The sequence below is a fragment of the Geodermatophilus maliterrae genome, from assembly GCF_041018925.1.
GTDB lineage: Bacteria > Actinomycetota > Actinomycetes > Mycobacteriales > Geodermatophilaceae > Geodermatophilus > Geodermatophilus maliterrae.
The window spans coordinates 21,393-43,919 of the sequence record NZ_JBFNXQ010000006.1 but is presented as its reverse complement, the minus strand read 5'-3'; the positions used below and the strand labels follow the sequence as shown (position 1 = coordinate 43,919).

General features: G+C 72.8%; 17 protein-coding genes and 1 pseudogene. 6 read left to right on the top strand and 12 right to left on the bottom strand.

Going from position 1 to position 22,527, the window contains the following annotated elements; all coding sequences use genetic code 11:
* Positions 1 to 52: 52 nt before the first annotated feature.
* Positions 53 to 349, top strand: a pseudogene (locus tag ABQ292_RS03445) (ester cyclase); the annotation flags it as partial.
* Between the two features lie 123 nt (positions 350 to 472).
* Here the strand turns inward: ABQ292_RS03445 and ABQ292_RS03440 are convergent.
* Positions 473 to 808, bottom strand: a complete 336-nt coding sequence (locus ABQ292_RS03440; protein WP_369203240.1) for a YnfA family protein — start codon at positions 806 to 808, stop codon at positions 473 to 475.
* A gap of 282 nt (positions 809 to 1,090) precedes the next feature.
* Between ABQ292_RS03440 and ABQ292_RS03435 the strand changes: the two genes are divergently transcribed.
* Positions 1,091 to 1,462, top strand: a complete 372-nt coding sequence (locus tag ABQ292_RS03435; RefSeq protein WP_369203238.1) for a VOC family protein — start codon at positions 1,091 to 1,093, stop codon at positions 1,460 to 1,462.
* Between the two features lie 85 nt (positions 1,463 to 1,547).
* On the opposite strand, the gene ABQ292_RS03430 is transcribed toward ABQ292_RS03435, so the two are convergent.
* The 11 genes from ABQ292_RS03430 to ABQ292_RS03380 all read right to left on the bottom strand — a co-directional run bounded on the left by ABQ292_RS03430 (position 1,548) and on the right by ABQ292_RS03380 (position 16,124).
* Complete coding sequence (locus ABQ292_RS03430; protein WP_369203236.1) at positions 1,548 to 1,886, bottom strand: hypothetical protein; 339 nt, start codon at positions 1,884 to 1,886, stop codon at positions 1,548 to 1,550.
* Between the two features lie 8 nt (positions 1,887 to 1,894).
* Positions 1,895 to 3,991: a ribonucleoside-triphosphate reductase, adenosylcobalamin-dependent gene (nrdJ, locus tag ABQ292_RS03425; RefSeq protein WP_369203234.1), complete on the bottom strand. Its 2,097-nt coding sequence runs from the start codon at positions 3,989 to 3,991 to the stop codon at positions 1,895 to 1,897.
* A 130-nt stretch (positions 3,992 to 4,121) separates the two neighbouring features.
* Entirely contained in the window at positions 4,122 to 4,316 is a 195-nt protein-coding gene (locus ABQ292_RS03420) for a hypothetical protein (RefSeq protein WP_369203232.1), read from the bottom strand.
* Between the two features lie 226 nt (positions 4,317 to 4,542).
* Positions 4,543 to 4,764 (bottom strand): acyl-CoA carboxylase epsilon subunit, encoded by a 222-nt coding sequence (locus tag ABQ292_RS03415; RefSeq protein WP_369203230.1) that lies wholly within the window; start codon positions 4,762 to 4,764, stop codon positions 4,543 to 4,545.
* Positions 4,761 to 6,425 carry an acyl-CoA carboxylase subunit beta gene (locus ABQ292_RS03410; RefSeq protein WP_369203228.1) on the bottom strand — a complete coding sequence of 555 codons (1,665 nt, stop codon included), beginning with the start codon at positions 6,423 to 6,425 and terminating at the stop codon, positions 4,761 to 4,763. The genes ABQ292_RS03415 and ABQ292_RS03410 overlap by 4 nt, the downstream gene beginning before the upstream one ends.
* A gap of 61 nt (positions 6,426 to 6,486) precedes the next feature.
* On the bottom strand, positions 6,487 to 7,077 hold the full coding sequence (locus tag ABQ292_RS03405; RefSeq protein ID WP_369203226.1) for a flavin reductase family protein: 591 nt from the start codon (positions 7,075 to 7,077) through the stop codon (positions 6,487 to 6,489).
* A complete protein-coding gene (locus tag ABQ292_RS03400) occupies positions 7,074 to 7,514 on the bottom strand; it encodes an acyl-CoA thioesterase (protein ID WP_369203224.1) in 441 nt (146 codons plus the stop codon). The genes ABQ292_RS03405 and ABQ292_RS03400 overlap by 4 nt, the downstream gene beginning before the upstream one ends.
* 3 nt (positions 7,515 to 7,517) lie before the next feature.
* Positions 7,518 to 13,334 (bottom strand): type I polyketide synthase, encoded by a 5,817-nt coding sequence (locus ABQ292_RS03395; protein WP_369203222.1) that lies wholly within the window; start codon positions 13,332 to 13,334, stop codon positions 7,518 to 7,520.
* A 123-nt stretch (positions 13,335 to 13,457) separates the two neighbouring features.
* Positions 13,458 to 14,360 carry a helix-turn-helix transcriptional regulator gene (locus tag ABQ292_RS03390; protein ID WP_369203220.1) on the bottom strand — a complete coding sequence of 301 codons (903 nt, stop codon included), beginning with the start codon at positions 14,358 to 14,360 and terminating at the stop codon, positions 13,458 to 13,460.
* Between the two features lie 198 nt (positions 14,361 to 14,558).
* Positions 14,559 to 15,239: a winged helix-turn-helix transcriptional regulator gene (locus ABQ292_RS03385; RefSeq protein ID WP_369203218.1), complete on the bottom strand. Its 681-nt coding sequence runs from the start codon at positions 15,237 to 15,239 to the stop codon at positions 14,559 to 14,561.
* A gap of 108 nt (positions 15,240 to 15,347) precedes the next feature.
* Positions 15,348 to 16,124, bottom strand: a complete 777-nt coding sequence (locus ABQ292_RS03380; RefSeq protein WP_369203216.1) for an AfsR/SARP family transcriptional regulator — start codon at positions 16,122 to 16,124, stop codon at positions 15,348 to 15,350.
* Positions 16,125 to 16,484: 360 nt separating this feature from the next.
* On the opposite strand from ABQ292_RS03380, the gene ABQ292_RS03375 reads away from it, so the two are divergent.
* The 4 genes from ABQ292_RS03375 to ABQ292_RS03360 all read left to right on the top strand — a co-directional run bounded on the left by ABQ292_RS03375 (position 16,485) and on the right by ABQ292_RS03360 (position 22,494).
* On the top strand, positions 16,485 to 16,655 hold the full coding sequence (locus tag ABQ292_RS03375; protein ID WP_369203214.1) for a hypothetical protein: 171 nt from the start codon (positions 16,485 to 16,487) through the stop codon (positions 16,653 to 16,655).
* 11 nt (positions 16,656 to 16,666) lie between these two features.
* Positions 16,667 to 18,925, top strand: coding sequence for a TOMM precursor leader peptide-binding protein (locus tag ABQ292_RS03370; RefSeq protein WP_369203212.1), 2,259 nt, complete (start codon positions 16,667 to 16,669; stop codon positions 18,923 to 18,925).
* A 12-nt stretch (positions 18,926 to 18,937) separates the two neighbouring features.
* The gene (locus tag ABQ292_RS03365; protein ID WP_369203210.1) at positions 18,938 to 20,443 is read left to right on the top strand and encodes a SagB family peptide dehydrogenase; all 1,506 of its coding nucleotides are present in this window, start codon (positions 18,938 to 18,940) and stop codon (positions 20,441 to 20,443) included.
* Between the two features lie 71 nt (positions 20,444 to 20,514).
* Positions 20,515 to 22,494 (top strand): sensor histidine kinase, encoded by a 1,980-nt coding sequence (locus tag ABQ292_RS03360; RefSeq protein ID WP_369203208.1) that lies wholly within the window; start codon positions 20,515 to 20,517, stop codon positions 22,492 to 22,494.
* Positions 22,495 to 22,527: the final 33 nt, after the last annotated feature.

The following is a 22,527-nucleotide window of genomic DNA, read 5'->3' as shown; positions in this document are numbered from 1 at the left end:
GCCATGGCGCTGATCGGCGTACCGGCCCGCGCCGCGCCGTGACCGGGACCGCGTGGCGCAGCGGGCGGCCGCGGTGAGCGTCGAGGACAACAAGCGGCTGGTCGCCCGGGCGGTCGCGGAGGTGATCAACGGCGGCGACCTGGACGCGGTCGACGAGCTGTACGCACCGGAGATCGCCGTCTCGGTGCGGGAGTGGGTGACGCCGTTCCGGGCGGCGTTCCCCGACGTGCGGATGGACACCGTCGCCCTGGTCGGCGAGGGCGACACCGTCGTCGGTCAGTTCCGCTGCTCGGGCACCCACACGGGGCCGTGGATGGGCCGCCCGCCCACCGGACGGGCGTTCCGCGACGTGCGCGAGGTGTACTGGTTCACCGTCCGCGGCGGCCGCATCGTCGACTGGTGGGGCTGGAGGACGACGACGACCGACGCCGGCAGCTCGGCCGGGGGCCCGGAGGGTCCTGAGGCCGGGCGGCTACGCCGAGCGGGGGGCGTACATGATCACGGCGACACCGACGAGGCAGATGAGCGCGCCGATCACGTCGTAGCGGTCGGGCCGGAACCCGTCGGCGACCATGCCCCACGCCAGGCTGCCCGCGACGAAGACGCCGCCGTAGGCGGCGAGGATCCGCCCGAAGTCGGCATCCGGCTGCAGCGTGGCGACGAACCCGTACGCGCCGAGCGCGACCACGCCCAGCCCGATCCACAGCCAGCCCCGGTGCTCCCGCACGCCCTGCCACACCAGCCAGGCGCCGCCGATCTCGGCGACCGCGGCCACGGCGAACAGCAGGATGGACCGGGCGACCGTCATGCGAGGCAGCGTGCCAGTGGTCCTTCGAGCGGTCGCGCCCGCCGTGGCGCGCCACACCGGGGCCCACGGGCGCATGGTCCGGGGCGAGCCGACCGTGGACGACCACCGCGCCGGCACCGCCCCGGTGCGGACCGTGTCGTGCGGCGTGCACGAGCCGGTGGGACCGGGTGCCGATCTCGAGGAATCCCCGCGGAGGTCAGGGATCCGGGGTTGCGCCGGAGCGATGAGACCGCGCGGCTCGCGGCGTCCACCCCATGAGCGCCCGGATGAGGGGACACACCGATGTTGACCGACACGAAGGCCTACAGCGGCATCGCCGTCCGCGACCTGGCGGCGGCGCGGGAGTTCTACGGCGAGGTGCTCGGGCTGCGCACGTCCGAGGACCACGGCAACCTCTGGCTGCACCTGGCCGGTGGTCGAGACACCTTCGTCTACGAGCAACCGACCGCCACCCCGGCCAGCTACACCGTCCTGAACTTCGAGGTGGACGACGTCGGAGCCGCGGTCGGCGAGCTGACCGCGCGCGGCGTGCGCTTCCAGCACTACGACGGGATGCCGCAGGACGAGCACGGGGTCATGCGCGGGGAGGGCCCGGACATCGCCTGGTTCACCGACCCCTCGGGCAACGTCCTCTCCGTGATTGCCGCCGACTGAGCCGGTCCGGCACGGCCCGCGACCGGCCGGTCCTCGAGGCTGGAGGCGGGTTCTCCGAGGCATTCGGATCGTCCTTCGTCGACGGTCACGTCTGGCGTGCGTGAAGCCCCTCTTCAGGCACGCCAGTGCAGGTGTCCCTGACGTGAACGCCCTCAACGGGTGCGTCGAAGTCGACGAAGGCCGATACCTCCCGCGCCAGCTCGCGTCGGACGGCCGGAGCCGTCGCTCCCTCCTCGGCCGACACCTCAGCCGTCCCGTTGAGCAGGGCCGCGTCGGTGGTGTCTCGTCCGGTGCAGATGTCCTCGTCCTCGGGGCGAGACCCCTCACGAGCGTCTGGACGGACGCGTTCAACGGTCGAGGTGCGCGAACGCTGGCAGCTGGCTGGGACGTCGGTGATCGACAGCTCGTTCGCCTCGACGCTCACGATGGTCGTCAGCGCACGGGGCAGCCTCCGGTGGCGCAGTCGGCGTCGGTGCCGTCGGCCACCGACTGCACCGTGGCGGCCAGGTAGGCGTCCTCGGTGATCCGCTCGTACGGGGACTGCGGGCGGGTGCCGTCCACCATCAGCGTGGTGCCCTTCAGGTGCGGCAGGTAGGACGCCAGCGTGTCGGCCACCTCGGCCAGGTAGCTCTCGGTGAGCTCCCGCTGAGGGGTGTTGACGGTGAAGCTGACCGCGTTGTCGGCATAGCAGGACTGGTACATCTCCTGGAAGGCGAGCATGTCGGCCAGGGCGATCTCGTCGGCCGACTCCACGATCTCGGCCTCGTACCCCAGGGCGACCACCTCGGTCACCAGCTTCTCCATGGTGGGGAACTCCACCACCATCGTGTCTCCGCTGGCGTCGTACACACAGGTCTCGATGGTGTGGCCCTGTCCGGCGACCTCGACCAGCTTGGCGAACTGGTCGGGGTCGTTGCGGTTGAACCGCACCCGGCGGATGAAGTAGCGGGCGTAGATCGGCTGGATGCCCTCGGTCACCCCGGGCAGCTTGGCGATGGAGCCGGTCGGGGCCACCGTGGTCACCTTCACCGGCTCGGGGATGCCCAACGCGAGGGCGTAGTGGCGCGCCTCGTCGCGCACCACCTCGGCCAGCTCCCGCAGGAACCGCCGGTTGGCCGGGTCTCTGGGCACCGTGGAGTACCTCTGGCCGCGCTTGGCGAAGAAGCTCTGCACGCCCAGGTGGCCGACCCCGATCCGCCGGTTGCGGTCCTGCACCTGCCTCTGCTGGGGGTCGGTGATGTCCCCGAACGTGGCCCGGAGCACGAATCGGGTGACCAGCCGGTGTGCCTCGATCAGCCCGAGGACGTCGGCCCGAGACCGTTCGGCGGTGGGGGCGAAGGCGTCCAGGTTGACGTGCGACAGATTGCACGCCTCCCATGCCTCGAGGCCGATCTCTCCGCACGGATTGGTGGCGATCACCTCGCCGATCTCGCCCGTGTTGGTGTAGCTGCTGTTCCAGAACCCGGGTTCGCCGTTGGTCAGCATCCCCCTCACGACCGCCATGTGCACCGCCCGGGCGTGGGGGTCACCGTCGGCCAGGGCGGCGAGGTAGGCCGTGTCGATCTCCACGGAGATGTTCGTCGTCCAGTGCTCACCGGTGTCGGCCTTGCAGGTGATGAACTCGTGGACGTGCGGGTCGTTCCAGTGGCAGATCGCCATGCGAGCCGAGCGGCGCACGCCTCCTGAGACCACGCACTCATCGATGGCGTGGTCGATCGCCATGGCCTCGATCGGGGTGAGATGGGCGGAGCGACACCGGCGCCACTCGTCGCCGACCACACTCACGATCTCACCCCTGGCTCCGTTCATCACCTCGCCGATGCGGCGCATCGTGCGGGCGAAAGGAGCCGGGCCACTGGCAGTGCCACCCAACGTCGCGAGCCGGGCACCTCTGGCCCGCACCCGCGAGACGTCGTAGACCCGGTCGGCGTCGATGACGGTGTCGTCGGTCATGAAGGTGTCGATCAGGTCGACCACGGCTGCCGCCCAGCCCTCCCGCGAGTCCTCCACCGGAAAGGCGCCGGGCCAGTCGGCGTCGAACCGCTCGGACAGCACCCCGGCCTCGCGCATCTCGGCGTAGTCCGGGTGCGCCGGATCGCAGACGATGTGCACGGTCAGCTCCCGGCGGGGAGCGCCGTAGGACGCCAGGAACCGGGAGGAGTAGTTGGCGCCGACCCCACCACCTTCCAACAGCCGCACGAAGGTGAAGTCGAAGTGGGTCGACAGCTTCGCTCCCCAGCCGGACACGTGGCAGTTGAACAGGAACTGCCGGCCCTCGACACCGCTGGCCCACAGGTGCCGGCCAGCGGGCAGGATCTTGAAGTCCAGCATGAGAGAGGTCAGCCGGGTGTACTCGGCCCAGGCGGCGTCCGGCCACTCGCCGGGGTCGCCGTGGACCAGTGCCAGGTTGCCGGTGGCCACGCGCTGCACGGTCTCGGGCCAGGTCTCGTTACCGCCGTGGGGGTGCTTGCGGGAGTAGGTCCGCTGGTAGACGACCTCACCGGTCGGACCCCAGTTGATGTCACTCACGGGAAGTTGCTCCAAGTAGCACGTTCGTGTCCGTGTGACCGGCATCGAGCCGGCCGGTCAGTCGTGCACGCCCCGGGCGATGCGCTGGTCCACCGTCGGCACCGTCACGAGGTGGTGGGCGGTGATCTCCTCACCGATCCAGCCGCATCCGTGGGCCAGCGACAGGCGGCGCGGCGCTCGAGGTGGCCGCCGTCGTGGGGTGCGGGTCGTCGGGAAGGCCGGCGATGACGCCGGCGGTCAGCGGCTCGTCCGGGCCGGCGGTGAGGACCGTGGCGATCGCGTTGCGCTCGGCGTCGGCCGTCCAGTGGCCGTGGGTGACCGCCACGGCGGCCTGACGGGCAGTGGAGGCGCAGCAGTCGGAGCAGGGGTGGCCGCCAGGTCGCGGCGTCGCCGTCGCCCTCGCGCGCGTCGGGCGGACCGTTGATGGCCGGCCCCGCAGCACGAACAGGGTCCAGCCCTCGCCGACGGACGAGGAGGTGCCCGACGACGTCGATCCCGCGGATGGTCGCGTTGCCGGTCGGCGGGAGGGACGGGTGCACCGGACCTGACGGTCACTGCGGGCCGCACGCGGACCAGGCACCGCGACCGTGGCGCGCGTCGGCACCCAGGACCTGCGCACGATCGGCCCAGCCGTGCCGGTCCAGGGCGACCGGGCGGCGCGCACGACGGGCCTGCGCGGCCACCACCGCGAGGGCGAGGGCGAGTGCCGCGAGCTCCTCCTCGTCCGGATGGCCCCGCAGCACCCGGAAGTCGGGCACCGGCCCCGGCGTCACAGCGGGATGTTCCCGTGCTTGCGTGGCCGACGCTCGGTCCGCTTGCTGCAGAGGAGCTGGAGTCCACGAGCGATCGCCACCCGGGTGTCGGCAGGGTCTATCACGTCGTCGACGAGACCGTGCTCGGCGGCGTACCGCGGGTCCAGGTACTCGTCGCGGTACTCGCTCGCCAGACGAGCCCGCAGGGCAGCGGGGTCCGGGGCGCCGGCGAGGGCCCTGCGGTGCAGCACGTTGACGGCGGCCTCGGGACCCATGACGGCGATCTCGTTCGTCGGCCAGGCGAAGGAGAGGTCCGTGCCGATCGACCGGGAGTCCATGACGATGTAGGCCCCGCCGTAGGCCTTGCGCAGGACCACCTGCACACGCGGCACGGTGGCCTCGCAGTAGGCGTAGAGGAGTTGCGCGCCGTGGCGGATGATCCCGGCCTCCTCCTGGTCCCGCCCGGGGAGGAAGCCGGGCACGTCGACCAGCGTGACCAGCGGGATGCCGAAGGTGTCGCAGAAGCGGACGAACCGGGCAGCCTTCTGGGACGCGTGCCGGTCGAGCACGCCGGCCAGGACGAGGGGCTGGTTGCCGACCACGCCGACGACACGCCCGTCGATCCGCCCGAGGACGCAGACCACGTTGCCCGCCCACTCCCGGTGGAACTCGACGGGCTCCTCGTCGTCGAGCAGTTCGGCGATGACGTCTCGCACGTCGTAGGGGCGGCGCGCGTCGGCGGGCACCAGATCGGCCAGCCGGGGGCGGACGTCGTCGGCCGCACCGCACGGGGGGCCGCTGGGTGCGGGATCGAGGTTGTTGGACGGCAGCAGCGACAGCAGGTGCCGTACCCGGTCCAGGCACTCGCGCTCGTCGTCGACCACGATGGTGGCCACGCCGGAGCGCGGGCCGTGCACGCCGGCACCACCCAGCTCCTCGTGACTGACGCGCTCGCCGGTCACGGTCTGCACGACGTCCGGGCCGGTGAGGTACATCTGGGCGACGTCGCGGACCATGAAGACCACGTCCGCCAGAGCCGGGGAGTAGGCCGCGGCCCCGGCGCACGGACCCAGCACCACGCTGATCTGCGGCACGATCCCGGACGCGGCGACCTGGCGTCGGAAGATCTCGCCGCACCCGTGCAGCGCGAGCACGCCCTCCTGGATCCGCGCCCCGCCGCTGTCGTTGAGCGCGATGACCGGACAGCCGGTCGCCAGGGCGAGGTCCATCACCTTGTGGATCTTGGCCGCGTGGGTCCGGCCGAGCGAGCCACCCATCACCGTGAAGTCCTGGGCGTAGACGAAGACCCGCCGCCCGTCCACGGTGCCCGAACCCGCGACGACCCCGTCGGTGTACGCCCCGGCGCTCCGGGACGTCATCGCGCCGCCGGCCGCGGCACGACGGTGCAGGTCGAGCTCGGTGAAGGAGTCGGGGTCCAGGAGCAGGGCCAGCCGCTCCCGGGCGGTGAGCTTGCCCAGCGACCGCTGGCGCGCCACCGCCTCCGGTCGGCCCTCGACGACGGCGGCGCGCCGGGACTCGTGGTCGGCGCGCAGGGCTGCCATGGAGAGCGGGGGCGGGGGCGGGGGCGTCCGCTGGGGGAACCGGAGGACGTTGTCCTCGCCGGCGTGCTGCTGGCCGCCGGTCCCGGGGTCCTGGTCGACGGCGTCCGCGGGCACTGTCACGCGAGTGCACTCCCGTCTCCGGCGGGCGAGGCCGACCGCCGGGCTCGTTCGAGGTCGCCGCTCACGACGCACCCCTCGCGCGGGTCGTCGGCTGGGTGGCGGGGCCGATGCGGTGGTAGCCGCCGTCGAAGAACGACAGCGCGGCGGAGCTCTGCCCCCGGCTGCAGTCGACCACCCGGCCGAGGAAGACCGAGTGGTCACCGCCCTCGTGCACCTGGTGCAGCCGGCACTCGACCCAGGCCAGTGCACCGGTCAGCAGCGGCGCCCCCGTCCGCTTGCCGATGCGGTGGTCGATGGACGCGAACTGTGCCATCCCGGCAGGGCGGCGCCAGTCCGCGAACCAGCGAGCGGTGTCGGTCTGGTCGGCGCCGAGGATGGAGACACCGAAGGACTGGGCAGCGAGGATGGAGGCGTGCATCCGGGCTGCCCGCGACACGCAGCAGAGCACCATGGGAGGGGTCAGCGACACCGACGTGAACGCGTTGGCCGTCATCCCGTGCGCGCCGTCCCCCCCGGCGGTGAGCACGGTGACGCCGGTGGCGAACTGGGACATGACCGCGCGGAGCTCGTTCTGCTCGTTGACCACCCGCCGCTGCCGGCGGACGACGCTGAGCGGCTTGACCGGGACCTCTCGCCCGGGGGACCTCGTCACGCCGTCACGCCGGCCACGGCGTAGGGGGCCAGGGCTCGGCGCAGGGACTCGGGCACCCGCGCCGGCACGGTCGCGGTGTTCGGCCCGCGCATGCAGGCGATCCGCTGCCGCCCGCGGGCCACGAGGTTCTGCGCGCCGTCGGTCACCTGGACGTAGTCGAAGGTGAACTGCACCTGCGTCTGCGTCAGTTCCTCGAGCCGCATCCGGATCGACAGGTCGTCGAAGGCGGAGATCTCGGAGAAGAACTCGCACTCGACGTTGAGCGTGAACAGCTTCAGGTCCTGCCGCACCTCCTCCAGGACCGCCGGCGCCTTCTCCCGGAGGAACATCTCCCGGCACCGGCCCTGCCACCGCAGGTAGTTGACGTAGTAGACGTTGCCGACGAGGTTCGTCTCCTCGAACCCGACGGTGTGCAGGTACTCGTAGTAGTCGGACACGGGTCAGTCCTCCCTCGTCGCGAGGACGGCGAACACGATCGGATCGGATCGGCCGTCCACCCTGGTCGCCCAGGTGGCGATCTGCGCTCCGCCCGCCGACAGGAGCGCCCAGCCCCCGGGGTGGACGGAGTGCAGCGTCAGCGCCTGGGTCTGGCTGCCGGTCTTGCGGATGCACTCCAGCGCCGACCACACCCGGGTGGCCGCGATCGTGGGGGACTCGTGGACGTCGGACGCCAGCAGGTCCCGCAGGCTCAGCAGGTCCGCGCCGAGCAGGCCGGCCCAGTCCTCCTCGGTGCGCTCGAGAGCCACCTCGGCGTCGCAGGTCAGCCGCCGGTCACCGGTCACCACCAGGGTCAGACCCGCACTGTGCGAGGCCGACACCTCGACGCCGTCCGCCTCGGGCTTGCCGTCGGGCCGGTACCGCAGCCGCACCGGTGCCCCGAGCGCGCGGCCGGCCGCCAGCTGGGTCTGTGCGCGTCGCTGCCCGGTCGTCCGAGCCGGCGAGTCCGCCGGATCCGGTTCCACCACCACAGCGCGCCGACCCCCCAGGACGGTCTCCAGGGTCCGCTCCAGGTGTGGCCCGAGCATCGCCGGCGACCACGACCCGACCGCCCCACGACTGCGGATGGCACGCAGCACGAGGCCGGTCCACCGCTCCACCAGCCGGCCGTCCGGGTCGCGCACGTCGACGTCGTAGGTGTAGCTGTCACCGTCCTGGCTGCGCTCGCGGGCGTCCAGCACGACGTGGGGCAGGTCCGCCGTCGCCCGATCGGCGAGGTGCAGTTCCTCGATCGCCTGGGGCAGCAGCGTCGCGTCGGGCACGCAGCACTGGATCGCGTGCATGACCACGTCCCGGGTGCCCGGGTCGGCCAGCAGTCGCTCCTGGGGCAGGAACGTCGCGAACCAGCTCTCCTGCTCCGTGCAGGCCACCTCGGCGATCGCCCGCCGGGCCGCGGCGTGCTGGTAGGCGAGCAGTCGCTGGAAGCGCTTGCCCTGGAACAGCACGCTCCCGTACAGCTCGGTGACCGGGTCGCACACCACCTTGGGCAGCGAGGACGGAGCACTGCGCAGGTCGGGCAGTGCGGGGCGGGTGAAGCAGAGACGAGCACGGAAGTGGTCGGCGCTGAACCCCGTCTCCTCGCTCCGCAGCACCACGTCGACGGTCTCGGGGTCACGGGCCAGCGCGGCGAGGCGGATCGTCGTCGACGCGCCCGGACGCACCGTGATGGGCCTGAGGAACTCCACCCCCGACAGCACCGGCACGCCGGTGGTCCCGGTGAGCGCGCTGGCCACCTGGGTCATCGCCTCCATGCCGATGACCGCCGGGAACACCAGGTTGCCGTCGAGCTGGTGGTCGCCGAGGTACGGGTCGCTGCCGGCGCTCAGGTCGGCCTCGGTGACCAGCTCGATGCCGGGGTAGTGGACGATCACGCGGTCCACGAAGCGGTGCAGCGGCAGCTCGGTGCGCTCCACCGGCAGGGTCACCATCCCGGCGGTTCGCCCGCACACCACGGCCACCGGGGGTGCCTGCGGGTCGGCGAGCAGGCTCCGCAGGACCGCGATGCCGTCCTCCGTGGGGATGGGCGTGATGCCGTCGCGCTGCAGTGCGCTGACGACGCCGAGCTTCTCGCCCATGCCGGCGCCGGACCACACCGACCACTCGCAGGCCAGCACCTTGGCCTGCGGGTGCTCACGACCGAAGCGCAGGGTGAGCTCGGTCATCCAGTCGTTGGCGGTGGCGTAGTGCGCCTCGCCCCGCAGGCCGGACCGGCCGATGATGCTGCCGAACGTCACGAGCAGCTTGATCCGGTCCTCGTCCACGGCGTCGAGCACGGCCCGGAGGCCGGAGACCTTCGGCGCAGCAGTGGACCGGAAGGACTCCTCGGTGAGGCTGAAGAGGGCGCCGGGCTCGTTGCGCCCCGCACCGTGCAGGACCGCGGTGACCGGACCCAGGGCGGCCTGTGCCCGGGTGACCGCCGCGCGGACCTGCTCGGCCGAGGTGACGTCGGCCTGCTCGTACCGGTAGCGCAGCCCCGCGGCGTCCATCCGGAGGAGGTTCGCCGCCAGCTCGGGGTCGTCGGCGGGTGCGCTGCGCCCCAGCAGCACCAGCTTCGCCCCGCTGTCGGCCGCCACCGCCAAGGCGCTCTCGGCGGTGATGCCCTTGCCGCCACCGGTCACCAACAGGACGTCGTCCGGCCCGAGGGGCAGCGGCGCCGTCGGCGGCATGGCCGTCACGGACCGCAGGGTCGGGACCCAGCGGACACCCGAGGCGTCGTACCGGGCCTCGGCGTAGTCCTGGGTGGCTGCGGTCTCGGCGACCACGCTGGCCACCGCGTCGGCGATCGTGGTCGGATCGGTGCTCAGCACCTGCGGCAGCTCGACGATCGTGGTCCGCGTCGAGGGGTCCTCCAGCCGCAGCGTCCGGGCCAGTCCGGAGGCGCCCAGCCCCTGCTGGACGACCACGAACCGGGTGCCGTTCGGAGCCGCCAGGACGGTGCGACCGGCTTCCAGGAACAACCCGAAGTGGCTCTCGTCGGCATCGGCCGGGAGGCACAGCAGCACCCCGTCGCCGATGCCGGCACCGGCGAGCCCGACCCGCAGCGGCTCCGCCAGCGGGTGACCGTCCGGCGCGAAGACCGACCACTCGGACCGGGTCGCGCCGATGCCGGTGTCGACCACCGGGCGGGCAGCGACGACGTGCTCGACCGCGAAGGGGCGGACCCACGGCGCCACGCCGGGCACCTCCCCGCGGGCCGAGCTGTCCTCCACCCGTTCGGTCTGCGCGAGCTCGTCGATCATCTCGGCGAGCTCGCCCAGGCAGACCGTGGCGAAGTTGGGCATGCCCTCCAGTGCCGGGCGGCCGAGCGCCCGGGTGACCTCGTTGACGATCTGACCGACCGTGATCGAGCTCAGGTGCAGGTCGTCGAGCGGGTGGGTGTCGGCATCGAGTTCCTCGACGGGCAGCTCGACGCGCTCGGCCGCCAGGGCGCGGAGCAGGTCGAGGGTGGAGCTGACGTCGCCGGCACCGACCGCGACGCGGGAGGTCACGGGGTTGCTGACGGTGTGCTGGTCGGTCGCGAGCCCGGCGCCGATGGACGGAGCCGCCTCGCAGGGGCTGGTCAGGAACGACATGTCCGCGTCCAGTGCCAGCGGACGCACCACCCGGCCGGCGAACAGCGTGGCCGTGTCGACGCTCACCCCGGCGACGAAGGCCGCGCCCACCACGCGCATCAGCGGCCCGAGGGAGGAGCTGTCGGTGTCGAGGGCGAGGACCGGGGTGTCCGGGGCGATCTGCGTGGCCAGCCCGGTGAGCACGCGGCCGGGACCGACCTCGATGAGCAGGTCACTGCGCCTGGCCACCTGCTCGGCCGCCTCCCGGAACCGGACCGGCAGGACGATCTGGTCACGCAGCAGCCCGACGAGGTCCTCGGTCGCGTGCAGCACCTCCCCGGTGACCGTGGAGACCACCGGGCGCCGCAGGCGGCTGAAGCCCACCGCGCTGAGCGGCTCGGTCATGGCAGCCGCGGCAGGCTCCAGGGCGGGGGAGTGGAAGGCGTGGGAGACCGGTATCCGGGTGGCGTTGACCCCCCGCGCCCGGGCGCGGGCGCAGGCGCGCTCGATCGCGGCGCTGGAGCCGGACACCACGGTCTGCTGGGGCCCGTTGTACCCGGCGATCACCACGTCCTCGCCGCCCAGCTCCGCGGCGTCGTGGGGACCGACCGCCAGGCCGGCCATCGCGCCGTCGGAGCCGCCGCCGGCGGCCATGACCCTGCCTCGGACCTCGGCCAGGGACACCACCTGGGCCTGGTCCATGGCCCCTCCCCAGTGCAGAGCGGTGAGCTCCCCGAGGCTGTGCCCGGTGGCGACGTCTGCGGTGATCCCGAGGAGGTCGAGCACCCGCAGCCCGGCCACCGAGCCGCTCACGATCCGCGGCTGGGCGACCTCGGTGGCCGTGCTGTCCCCGGCGTCGGTCAGCGCGGCGGTGCGGTGGACCTCCTCGGCGACGGCGAAGCGGCGACGGAGGGCGCTGGCCCCTCCCCGCCCGCTGCCCTGACCGGGGAACAGGAAGCCGATCCGCGGCTGGGCCGCGGTCGTGCCGAGGAAGACCCCGTCGGTGCTGCCGATGTGCGCGGTGGCGTCGGAGTCGAGGAGGCCCAGCAGCCGCCTCAGCCCGCGCTCGGCGTCCTCGGCGGAGCCGGCCACGACCGCTGCGCGGCTGGCGCGCCCCGCGAGCCGGGCGGCGAGGGTGCCCGCCAGGTCGGTCAGTTCGGCCATGGCCAGCGCCGGGACGACCTCGAGCAGCGCCTCCACCTGCGCCCGCAGGCCGTCGCGGTGGTCCGCGTCGAACAGCAGCACCTCGACGTCCTGACGCCCCGACACCGCGGCGACGGTGTGGTCGTCCAGGACGGTCCGCCGGGCGGCCGTGGGCGCGCGCTCCACGGTGACGTGCGAGTTGATCCCGCCGAACCCCATGGCCGACACCCCGGCGCGGATCTCCTGGTCGGCCGGCCAGAGCTCGGCGGTCCGCGGCAGGTACAGCGCGGCGTCGGAGTCGGCGAGCAGCGGGTGCGCGTCGGTGTTCCCGGTGACCGGGGGGATCACCTGGTGGTGCACGGCGAGTGCGGCCTTGATCAGACCGGCCACCCCGGCGGCGGCCTTGGTGTGCCCGAAGTTGCCCTTCACGGTGCCCAGCGCGGCGGGGGCCGCGGTGGGACCGGCGTCGCGGCGCGCGCCGGAGAGGGCCGCGATCTCGGTGGCGTCGCCGAGTGCGGTGCCGGTGCCGTGTCCCTCGAAGTAGGACACCGTGTCCACGCCGTAACCGGCGCGGTGGTACGCGCGCCGGATGGCCAGCCGGTGGCCGTCGGCCTCGGGCCGGGTCATCCCGCCCTTGCCGTCGGACGACACACCCCAGCCGGTGATGGAGGCGTAGATGCGGGCACCGCGCTCGAGGGCGTCCTGCTCCCGCATGAGCACGAGCGCCCCGGCACCCTCGCCGGGCCAGAACCCGTTGGAGTGCTTGTCGTAGACCTTCATCTCCGCGGTCGCCAGGGCGCCGGTCTTGGCGAACCCGATCAGCTCGAACGGGTCGATCGAGAGGTCGACCCCGCCGGCGATGGCGACGTCGAGGTCGCCGTGGGTCAGGGCGTTGGCCGCGGTCGCCACCGAGAGGAGGGAGGACGAGCAGGCCCCGTCGACGGTGTAGCCGCCACCGGCCAGGTCGAAGTAGTTGCAGATCCGGCCCGCGATGGTGTTGGCCAGCCCACCGGCGAGCGTGTCCTCGTCGATGCTCGGGAAGGGGGCCTTGTACTGGTCCTGCAGGGTGTGCAGGAAGCGCCCCACCTGCTCCTCCGACCACCCGTCCGCGGTGAGCGCGGCGGCCACCGTGCGGCGCACGTACGGCCACCGCAGCCGCATGACGTTGGCGCGCGAGAACTCCCCGGTCAGGCTGTTGCCCAGGACCACGCCGGTGGTCTGGCGCGGCAGCCCCTCGCCGTCGGGGAAGCCGGCGTCCGTCAGAGCGCGGGCCGCGACGTCCAGCGCGAGCCAGTGTGTCGTGTCGGTGGACCGGTACGTGCTCCCGGCGATCTTGTAGGCCGGCCGGTCGAAGGAGTAGTCGCGCAGCACCGCCGCGCGGTCGGCGTAGAAACGGTCCGGCACGTCCGGATCGGGCGAGTAGTAGTCGGCGCGGTTCATCCGGACGTCCGGGAGCCGACGGAATGCGCGCCGTCCGGCCAGCACGTTGTCCCAGAACTCGGCGGGACTGCCGGTGTCTGGATACGTCAAGCCGATACCGACGATCGAAATACGCTCAGTGCTCATGCCGTCGTGCTCCAGACGTTGTTCTCGCTACCGATCTGTCGCGGCGGTTCGATGGGGTCAAGCATCCGGTGAGCCCCATCGACGCGTCTTCTCACCGACTGCCACGCCGTCGTGGGTGCACGGTCACGCCGCGACGGCCAGCCGGCGGGGAGCGATCGCCCGTGAGGCCCCGGGGGAGGTGAGCTCCTGCGGGCGGCCGGCGAGGGTGATCGCGATCGGCGGGTCGATCGGCTGCAGGGCGTGGGTGCGGACCCGGACGGGCACCGACTCGTCGCCGGTGATCGTCACCGACTGGCGCAGCGACCCGAAGGACAGGGTCGTGCCGCCGCCCGGGGCCGGGTGCTCGGCCGCGGCCAGGACCAGCCACCGCCCGGGCGGCACGTTCTCCAGGGTCACGGTCGCCGACGGGGTGCGCTGCAGGCCGGTGAAGGAGACCGGGCCGCACTGCGGGATCTTCTCCGCGAAGACGCCCACCAGCAGGTTGCCCGGGGCGAGGTCACCGGGGAGGTCGATCCGGGCGGTGATGGACGCGTGCCCACGCGGCTTGCCGGCACATCCACGGCCGGCCTCGCGCAGGGCCTCGAGGGAGGGCAGCCGCTGGAAGTGCGGGGCGACGGCGACCAGCAGGTCGTTCACCTGCGGCTCGCGGTACTGCGAGGGCGTCATGCCGACCGCACGGGTGAACCGGCTGGTGAAGGTCCCCACGCTGGAGTAGCCGACCGTGCACACGATGTCCGAGACCGTCAGCGAGGACGTCAGCAGGAGCCGCTTGGCCTCGAACATCCGCACGGCGGTGAGGTAGCGGCCGGGCGTGACACCCGTCGCCTTGGCGAAGATGCGGGAGAAGTGGAAGGGACTGACGAACACCTCGGCCGCCAGCTCCGTCAGCGTGATGGGCTCGTAATAGCGCTCGTGCATCGCGGCGATGGCCCGGCGAACGGCCGTGTGCATCGGACGTTCCATCATCCGCGAGTCGATCCTCGTCACGTTCGAGCGGAACGTGACCGGGGCCCCGATGGCGTTCATCTGTTCCTCCGTCCACTGTCACCGGAATGGCCCGGTGCGGTTGTGTGACCTCATCGACCCTGTTGTTCGCCACTCGAGACCAGATTGAGTTCCGCACGAAGCGGGAATGGGTCGAACGTCTCGAGCTGCCGTTTCGGTCACGACTGCTCAGCGGTCCCGGCATCGCGTCGGGTGTCGCCGGACCGTCGTCGGGACCGCTCAGTGGACGGCGAGGCCGTCGACGCGGCGCGGGGCCGCGGGGATGTGGAAGAGGTCGACGAGCAGGTCGAGCTGGGCCCGGTCGCCGACGAGGCGGACCAGGCCACGGTCGAGCGCCTCGTCGGGGCTGAGCTCCTGGGCGAAGAGCGGTCGGAGGGACCCGCGCGCCTCGACGACCAGGGTGGCGTCGGCGTAGCCGCCCTCGGCGACCTTGAGCTCGCCGTCGTCGACCAGGGCGTGCAGCACCATGTCGGGGCCGTACCGGAGTTCCGCGCTCATCCGGACTCCGGCTGCTCGTTCGGGGCGGAACATCGTGTACAGGGAGAGCATCGCGGCGTCCATGGTGAAGACGTCGTCCTCGGCGGCCTCGCCCAGCGACCGGGCGCCCCACAGGCCCAGGTCCAGCAGCACCGACTCCAGCTGCCTGCCGTACTCCGTGAGCTCGTAGACCACCGAGGCGTCCAGTTGCGGGAGGATGCGGCGGCGCACCACGTCGGCCTCCTCCAGCTCGTTGAGGCGGGCCGAGAGGATGCTCGCCGGGATCCGCGGCAGCCCCTTCTGCAGATCGGTGAAGCGCTTGGGGCCGAGGACCAGGTCACGGACGACCAGGAGGCCCCAGCGCTCCCCGACCATCTCCAGGGACCGGGCCAGGCCGCAGTACTGTCCATACCGACGGGACATCTCACATCTCCACTTCCGGGTGTGCGGGCGGGTGTTCGGGTGGATGTGCGGTCGTGCGTGCTCGGCGGAGCGGCCGGCGGCCGCGGCGTCGTGTCGTGGGCGGCCGGATCAGCGGGCGTGCGGCCGGCCCTGGTCGGAGAGCAGTTCGAGGTGCAGGGCGCGGAGCTCGTCGCAGGGCTCCACGCCGAGTTCGCTGATCAGGCGGCTTCGCAGGTCGCGGTAGGTGGCCATCGCGTCCGAGCGCCGTCCACTGCGAGCGAGCACCCGCATCAGCTGGCCGTGCAGGACCTCGTCGAGCCGGTCCACCGCGACCATCGTGCGCAGGTCGCCGATCAGCTCACGGTGGGCGCCCAGTGCCATCTCCGCCTCGATGCGCAGGTGCTGCGCGTGCCGCCGCTGCTCCTCGAGCTCGACGACGAACCGCGAGAGGACCGGTCCACACGGGACGTTGGCCAGCGGCGGCCCGGACCACAGCTCCAGGGCCGCCCGCAACGTGCGGACGGCGTCCGCATGGCGGGCCTCGGACATCTCGGCGGCACCTCGCCGGCAGAGCTGCTGGAAGCTGGTCGCGTCCAGCTGGGCGGGTGAGATGCACAGCAGGTAGCCGGGGTACCTCGTCGCCAGCATGGCCTCGGCGTCCGTGGCCAGCTCGTTCTCCTCGATGCAGCGGCGCACGTTGTACACGTACGTCTGCATCGTGGTCCGCACGCTGCGCGGCGGCCGGTCGCCCCAGAGCTCCTCGACGATCGAGTCGATGTGCACCACGCGGCCGGGACGCAGCAGCAGCATCCCCATCAGCTGGAGGACCTTGGGCGCGGTGGGTGCGTGGTCGACGCCGTCCTTCAGCACTTCCAGCCGGCCGAGCACCGTGAACCTGACGTCCACGCTCGGGTTTGGCGGTGCCGAATCGGTATGAATGCCCAGCATGCGGGAAGCTGAAACAGGCATGTCTGCCTCCGTGAGGTCTGCCGATCCCTGGACGCCGCGGGTGACGAAGCCCGCCGGGTCTGTGCGTCCGATCTCCGGCTGCCGAGATGTTTGCAGATCAGCGGCTCGCGGAGGCAGTGACAGGGGCACCAGTAGCCCGTGACGGAGGCACGGCCGGTCGGGGCGCGGGCATTGATCGACTATGAGAAATTCATGCCCGACTCGTGACGTACGGGTGTGGCGAAGACCACTGGAAAAAAGCACGCTCTCCGTGTTTGAAACCGCCGGCAGTCGCTGCCACACACCCTTGGAGCCGTCATGACCGTCACCCCGATCACCACCGACGACAACTCCCTCCGGGCCCCTGTGGCACCCGCGGAGGTCGAGGCGCCGGTCGTCATCGACCGCTTCGACCAGTGGGCCCACTCCGGGCCGGGAGTCGTCACCTACTGCTACTGCTGGATCGACTCGGTCACCACGGCCGGCTGACTGCCACCACCATGACCACGGGGTTCCCACGCCTGCGCAGGCACCTGGGCACCGGAGTGGCCGGTGACGCCGCGTTCCTCTTCGACGAACGCGGCGTCACCGCGGTGCGCGGCGCGGCGGTGCCTGCACTCGCTCGGCTGCTGGACGGCGCCCGACACGTCGACGCGCTGGTCGGCGCCGGTCCGGTCGGGCCGGACGACCGACGTGTCACGGGCCTGATCGACGGTCTGGTCGAGGCCGGACTGGTCGTCCTGGAGCCCGGGGTGCCGGGCGCACCTGCCGACGACCCGGCGCTCGCCTGGTGGGACGCCTGCGGCATCGACGGAGGTCCCGGCGGAGTGCCCTCCCGGGTCACGCTCACCTCTGTCGGTGACGAACTCGACCCGGCGCCCGTGCGCGCCGCACTCGGGGCGGCGGGCGTCGAGGTCGTCGCCACCGGGAGGGTCGAGCAGGCGGCCGCCGTCGACGTCGACCTCGACGTCGTGCTGTGCACCGACTACCTGGACCCACGGCTGGGCGAGCGCGACGCCGCCCAGCGGGAGTCCCGGCGGCCGTGGTTGCTGGCCCGGGTCGACCGGGTCCAGCTCTGGATCGGGCCGGTCTTCGGTGCGGACCCGGGCGCGGGCTGTTGGCACTGCCTGGCACACCGCCTCTGGTCGCACCGGCGGCCGGAGGCGGTCGCGCAGGCCGTCCTCGGACGACCCGGTCCGGCGCACCGCCCGGCATCCGCCGTCCCGTCCGGCCGCGCGGCCGCTGCGCACCTCATCGCCCTCGAGGTGACCAAGTGGACGGCCGGGTACCGGCACGCGGGTCAACGGAGTGTCTGGGTGCTCGACACGCACACCCTGGTCGGCGAGCACCACGAACTGCGGGCCCGTCCCCAGTGCCCCAGCTGTGGCGACCCCGGGCTCGTCGCGGCGAACACCGCGCGTCCGGTGCGGCTACGGCCGGCGCCCAGGGTGGCCGGCAGTGGCGGAGGGGACCGGACGCTGCACCCGGCCGAGATGCTGGCCCGCCACCGTCACCTCGTCGGCCCGGTGACCGGGCTCGTCAAGCAGGTCACCCCCGACCCTTCCGCCCCTCCGTTCGTGCACGCCTACCGATCCGGGCCCAACCTGTCGCGGCGGGTGTCCGACCTGTCGGCCCTCCGTTCGTGTCTGCGCGCGGAGAACGGTGGGAAGGGGCTCACCGCCGTGGACGCCGAGGTCGGCGCCCTCTGCGAGGCGGCGGAACGTCACTCCGGCACGTTCGAGGGCGACGAGCTGCGCATCCCCGGCAACCTGCGGTCCCTGGGCGAGGCGGCGATCGACCCCCGTGAGTGCCTGCTCGTCGACCCGGTCCAGTACGCGACCAGGCTCGACTGGAACCGGAGGCACTCCGGCTTCAACCACGTCCCTGCGCCTTTCGACCCGGACCGGGTGGTCGACTGGACGCCGCTGTGGTCGCTGACGTCGCAGCGGCAGCGGCTGCTCCCGACCGCGATGCTGTACTTCGGTGCACCGGCCGACGGGTCGCTGTTCGCCGACTCCAACGGCTGCGCAGCCGGCAGCAGCATCGAGGACGCCGTGCTGCAAGGTGCGCTCGAACTGGTCGAACGGGACTCGGTCGCGCTCTGGTGGTACAACCGCACGACCATGCCCGGCGTCGACGTCGCGGCGTTCGGTGACCACCGGCTCGAGGAGATGCGAGGTCACCACGCGAGCATCGGACGCGAGCTGTGGGCACTCGACGTCACCGCCGACCTGGGCGTGCCGACGATGGTCGCGGTGTCGAGGGACACCCGCGGGGCGGAGGAGCGCATCCTGCTCGGGTTCGGTGCCCACCCGGACCCGGTCACCGCGCTGCGCAGGGCCTTCGCCGAGGTCAACCAGATGCTGCCCATGGCGGCCGCGGATCCGGCACGGTCCGGTGACCCCGACTGGGCCTGGTGGGCGCAGCACGCCACGCGGGCCAACCAGCCTCACCTGGGCCCCGACCCCACGGTGGCGCTCCGGAGACCCGCGGACTTCGCCCACGAACCGAGACAGGACGTGCGGGACGAGGTCGAGACGCTCGTCGCGGCTCTGGCGGCCCAGGGGCTGGAGCTGCTCGTGCTCGACCAGACCCGTCCCGACGTGGGGATCCCGGTGGTGCGGGTGGTGGTGCCCGGCCTGAGGTCGTTCTGGGCCCGCTTCGCACCGGGCCGGCTGTTCGACGTGCCGGTGCGCCTGGGACGGCTGGCGCACCCCCGGGCGCTCCGCGACCTCAACCCCGTGCCGTTGTTCACGTGAGGCGGAGGGGAGGTGGACCAGGTGCTCGGTGAGGACCCGGACCCGACGTCGATGACCAGGCGACTGTGGTCGCTGTCCGACGACGCGCTGGTCGAGGCCGACGTCGGCTCGCTCACCGTGGTGTCGCGGTGGGGGGAGCGCACCATCGACGGCGTCGATCCGGCGGGCGTCGAGCTGCTCCGGCGGATGGGCTTCGGTCCGGTCTCGCTGCAGAACTCCCTGCCGTCGCGCGGCGAGCCCGCCGGCCGGCTCCCCGTCGGGGACGAGGCGACGGTCCGGTCCCTGGAGGAGGTGCTGGACCAGCTCCGGGGCGTCGTCGTCCACTCGCTCGCCACGCTGGACGGGCAGGGCCCGCTGCTGTCGGTCGCCCCGGTGGTCCGCGACCCGGAGTTCCGGCCCACGCCGGTCGGCGGCCACCGGACGGTGCGACTGTCGTGCTTCGCGACGATCCGCCCACAGGGTGACCACCTGCTGCTGGAGGTCCCCGGAGCGCCGTACCAGGCGCTGCTCGGACAGCCGGCAGCCGCTGCCGTGGCCACCGCGCTCGCCGCTCCGGCCACGATCGCCGACGTGGTGGACCGGACGGGGGTGCCACCACCGGTCGTGGCCGACGTGCTCTCGTTCCTGGTCGCGGCCGGGGTGCTCCTCCTGGCCGACGAGGACGGTCGCTTCGAGGAGGACCACGACACCGCCCGGCGCGGGTGGGCGCACCACGAGCTGCTGTTCCACGCGCTCAGCCGTAGTCGCCAGGGTGGTCGTCCGCCGGATGCGGTGGTGCGCCTGCAGACCACCGACCCCGCGCCCGTCACACTGCCGAGGCCGGCCGGGCGCCGGTTCGTGCTGCCGCATCCCGACCCGGCGGCGCTGGCGGCGGGTGACCCCACGCTCACCGACCTGCTCGAGTCCGACCACGAGTGCCCGCACGTGTCCGGCGAGAGCTTCACCGCGGGCCAGCTGGGGGAGCTGCTGTTCCGCAGCGCGCGGGTCCGGTCGACGGGGCCGGCCCTGCAGCCGGTGCTGGCCCAGGCCGCCGGCCACGTCACCTCGCAGCGGCCCTACCTGAGCACGGCCTGTCTGTACGAGCTCGAGCTGTACCTCACCGTCGACCGGTGCACGGACCTGCCGCGGGGCTCCTACCACTACGACCCTCTCGAGCACTGCCTCACGCTGGTGGACGAGGACGACGCCCGGACCGACGCGGCCCTCGACGTCGCCCGCGCGGGAGCCGGGGTGTTGTCACGGCCCGCGGCGATGCTCACCATCACCGCGAGGCTCGGACGGCTGTCCGCGGTGCTCGCCGGAGCCGCGTACGCGACGGCGCTCAAACACTGCGGCATGCTGCAGGGCACCCTCTACCAGGCCGCCCGCGCGATGGGGGTGTCCGCCCACCCCATCCCGGCGGAGGCCGGCGCCCTGATCGGTCGGCTGTCCCGTCTCCCGTGGCCGGCGGAGGTCGGGGTGGGGGAGTGCGTCCTCGATCCCCGGGGCCGGCCGGGGTCCCGGGGGCGGTCGTCGTGAGCGGGACCGTGGACGGGCTCGGCTCCATCGGCCTGCACCCCGCGGGGCGCTCCTGCCGGTTAGATGGAGACGTGAGCGTCTCTTTCGTGGAGCCAGTTCGCCGGCTCAGGCCGCAGTGGTCGCTGGACCCGGGGGACGTCCGACTGCCCCCCCGGCGCCGTGCGGCGCTGGTGCTGCTGCTGGTCATCTGCGGGTACGGGGCGCTGGCGATCGTCGGTGTCGCCTTCCAGACGAGGAGCCCCGTCGACGCGTTCGTGAGCGCCGGGATCGTGGTGCTGCTCGTGGCCCTGCAGGTGGGCTACCTGAGCCGTCCGCAACGTCGGCCGCGGCCACCCTGGAGCCTGCTGGCGTTGCTGGCGCAGGCGGCTCTGGTGTTCCTGGGCGTCCTGGCGTTCGGCCCCGTCTGGTACGGCTTCTCCGGGTTCCTGGCGGGGAGCGCCCTGATCGTGCTGCCGAAGGCAGTGGGGATCCCGGTGTTCGCGCTGGTCCTGGCGGCGGTCGTGGCGGTCAGCGTCAGCAGCGCGGCGCTGACCGACGGCGCCGGCTGGCTCGTCTCGGCAACGTACTTCCTCACCTCCAACACCACCAGCGCACTGGCCGTGTTCGGGTTGAGCACCCTGGCGCGGCTGGTCATCGCGGCACACGACGCCCGGGCGGAGCTCAGCCGGGTGGCGGTGGCGCGGGAGCGGCTGCACATCGCCCGCGACCTGCACGACCTCCTCGGTCAGGGACTGTCGGCCATCACGTTGCAGTGCGAGCTGCTCGTCCGCCTGGTGGGCGAGCACCCCGACCGGGCTCCCCGGGTGCTGGCCGACGTGATCGCACGGGCCCGTCGGGCGGCCTCCGACGCACGCACCGTCGTCGGCCTCAGGCACGACCTGGTACCCGGTGACGGCGCGTCGCACCCCGGCGTCCCGGGAGCGGTGGCGGTGACCGTCGACCCGGTCGCCCTGCGGCTGCCCCGCATCCTGCTGACCGTGGTCCTGCTCGGCTTCCCGGTCAGCGCCGCGGTCCTCATCGCGTCGACGCGTCACCTGGGGACGGCGCTGCTCGCCCTGGTCGTCGGCCTCTCGATCGTCGTCCTCGTCGTCCGCTACCTCGCCCGGCCGTCGGCCCTCCACGGCCGGGCGCCGCTCTGGGCGCTGGCGCTCCTGGTCGTCCTCATCTACGCCCCCCTGCCCGTCTTCGGTCTGGGGTGGCACGGCATGCCCGGCATCCTCGGGGGTGCCGTCCTCCTCGTCCTGCCGGGCCTGGCCGGTCTGCTGGGACTGCTGCTGGTCGTGGCCAGCACGCTCGTCGTGGAGTACGTGGACCCGCCGCCCACCGGGTCCACGCCGGAGTCCCTGCTCTACGTGGGCATCGGCGCCGTGGTGGTCAGCCTGATCGTCTACGGACTGGGACGAGTGGGGCACCTCGTCGCGGAGGTGCACGGAGCGCGTGAGGACCTGATGCGGGTGGCGGTGGCGCGGGAGCGGTTGCGCATCGCCCGCGACGTCCACGACCTGCTGGGCCTGAGCCTGTCGACCGTCACGCTCAAGTGCGAACTGGCGAGCCGGTTGCTGGACGTCGACCCCGAGCGGGCCCGCCTCGAGGTCGCCGACGCGCTCGCAGCGGCGCGCCGCGCCCTGTCGGACGTGCGCACCGTCATCGGTGGTGCACAGCGGTTGTCGCTGGAGACGGAGTGTCAGCTGGCGGAGAGCACCCTCACCGCGGCGGACGTGCGAGTGCGCCTGCGCCACAGCGGCGCGATGCCCGACGAGCCGGTGAACAGCGTGCTGGCGACGGTGCTGCGCGAAGGCGTCACCAACGTGCTCAGGCACAGCGAGGCGGAGCGCTGCGAGATCGAGCTGCGGAGCTCCCGCGGTGAGGTCACCCTCGACATCTCGAACGACGGCGTCGTACCCGTGCGGTCCCAGGCCGGTCCCCCGCCCGAGCAGGGCAACGGGCTGCGGAACATGACGCACCGGGTCCAGGCCATCGGCGGCGAGCTGACCGCGGACGTGAACGGACGGTGCTACCGCCTGCGGGCCCGGGTCCCGATCGCCCCCTGAGGACCGCGCCACCCGACAGGTCCTCCCACGGGG

What these genes read in the sequence shown, in the direction of transcription:
- ABQ292_RS03440 (WP_369203240.1), bottom strand. Translation starts at nt 808, where the DNA reads ATGACGGTCGCCCGGTCCATCCTGCTGTTCGCCGTGGCCGCGGTCGCC.
- ABQ292_RS03435 (WP_369203238.1), top strand. Translation starts at nt 1,091, where the DNA reads ATGTTGACCGACACGAAGGCCTACAGCGGCATCGCCGTCCGCGACCTG.
- ABQ292_RS03395 (WP_369203222.1), bottom strand. Translation starts at nt 13,334, where the DNA reads ATGAGCACTGAGCGTATTTCGATCGTCGGTATCGGCTTGACGTATCCA.
- ABQ292_RS03390 (WP_369203220.1), bottom strand. Translation starts at nt 14,360, where the DNA reads ATGAACGCCATCGGGGCCCCGGTCACGTTCCGCTCGAACGTGACGAGG.
- ABQ292_RS03385 (WP_369203218.1), bottom strand. Translation starts at nt 15,239, where the DNA reads ATGTCCCGTCGGTATGGACAGTACTGCGGCCTGGCCCGGTCCCTGGAG.
- ABQ292_RS03375 (WP_369203214.1), top strand. Translation starts at nt 16,485, where the DNA reads ATGACCGTCACCCCGATCACCACCGACGACAACTCCCTCCGGGCCCCT.
- ABQ292_RS03370 (WP_369203212.1), top strand. Translation starts at nt 16,667, where the DNA reads ATGACCACGGGGTTCCCACGCCTGCGCAGGCACCTGGGCACCGGAGTG.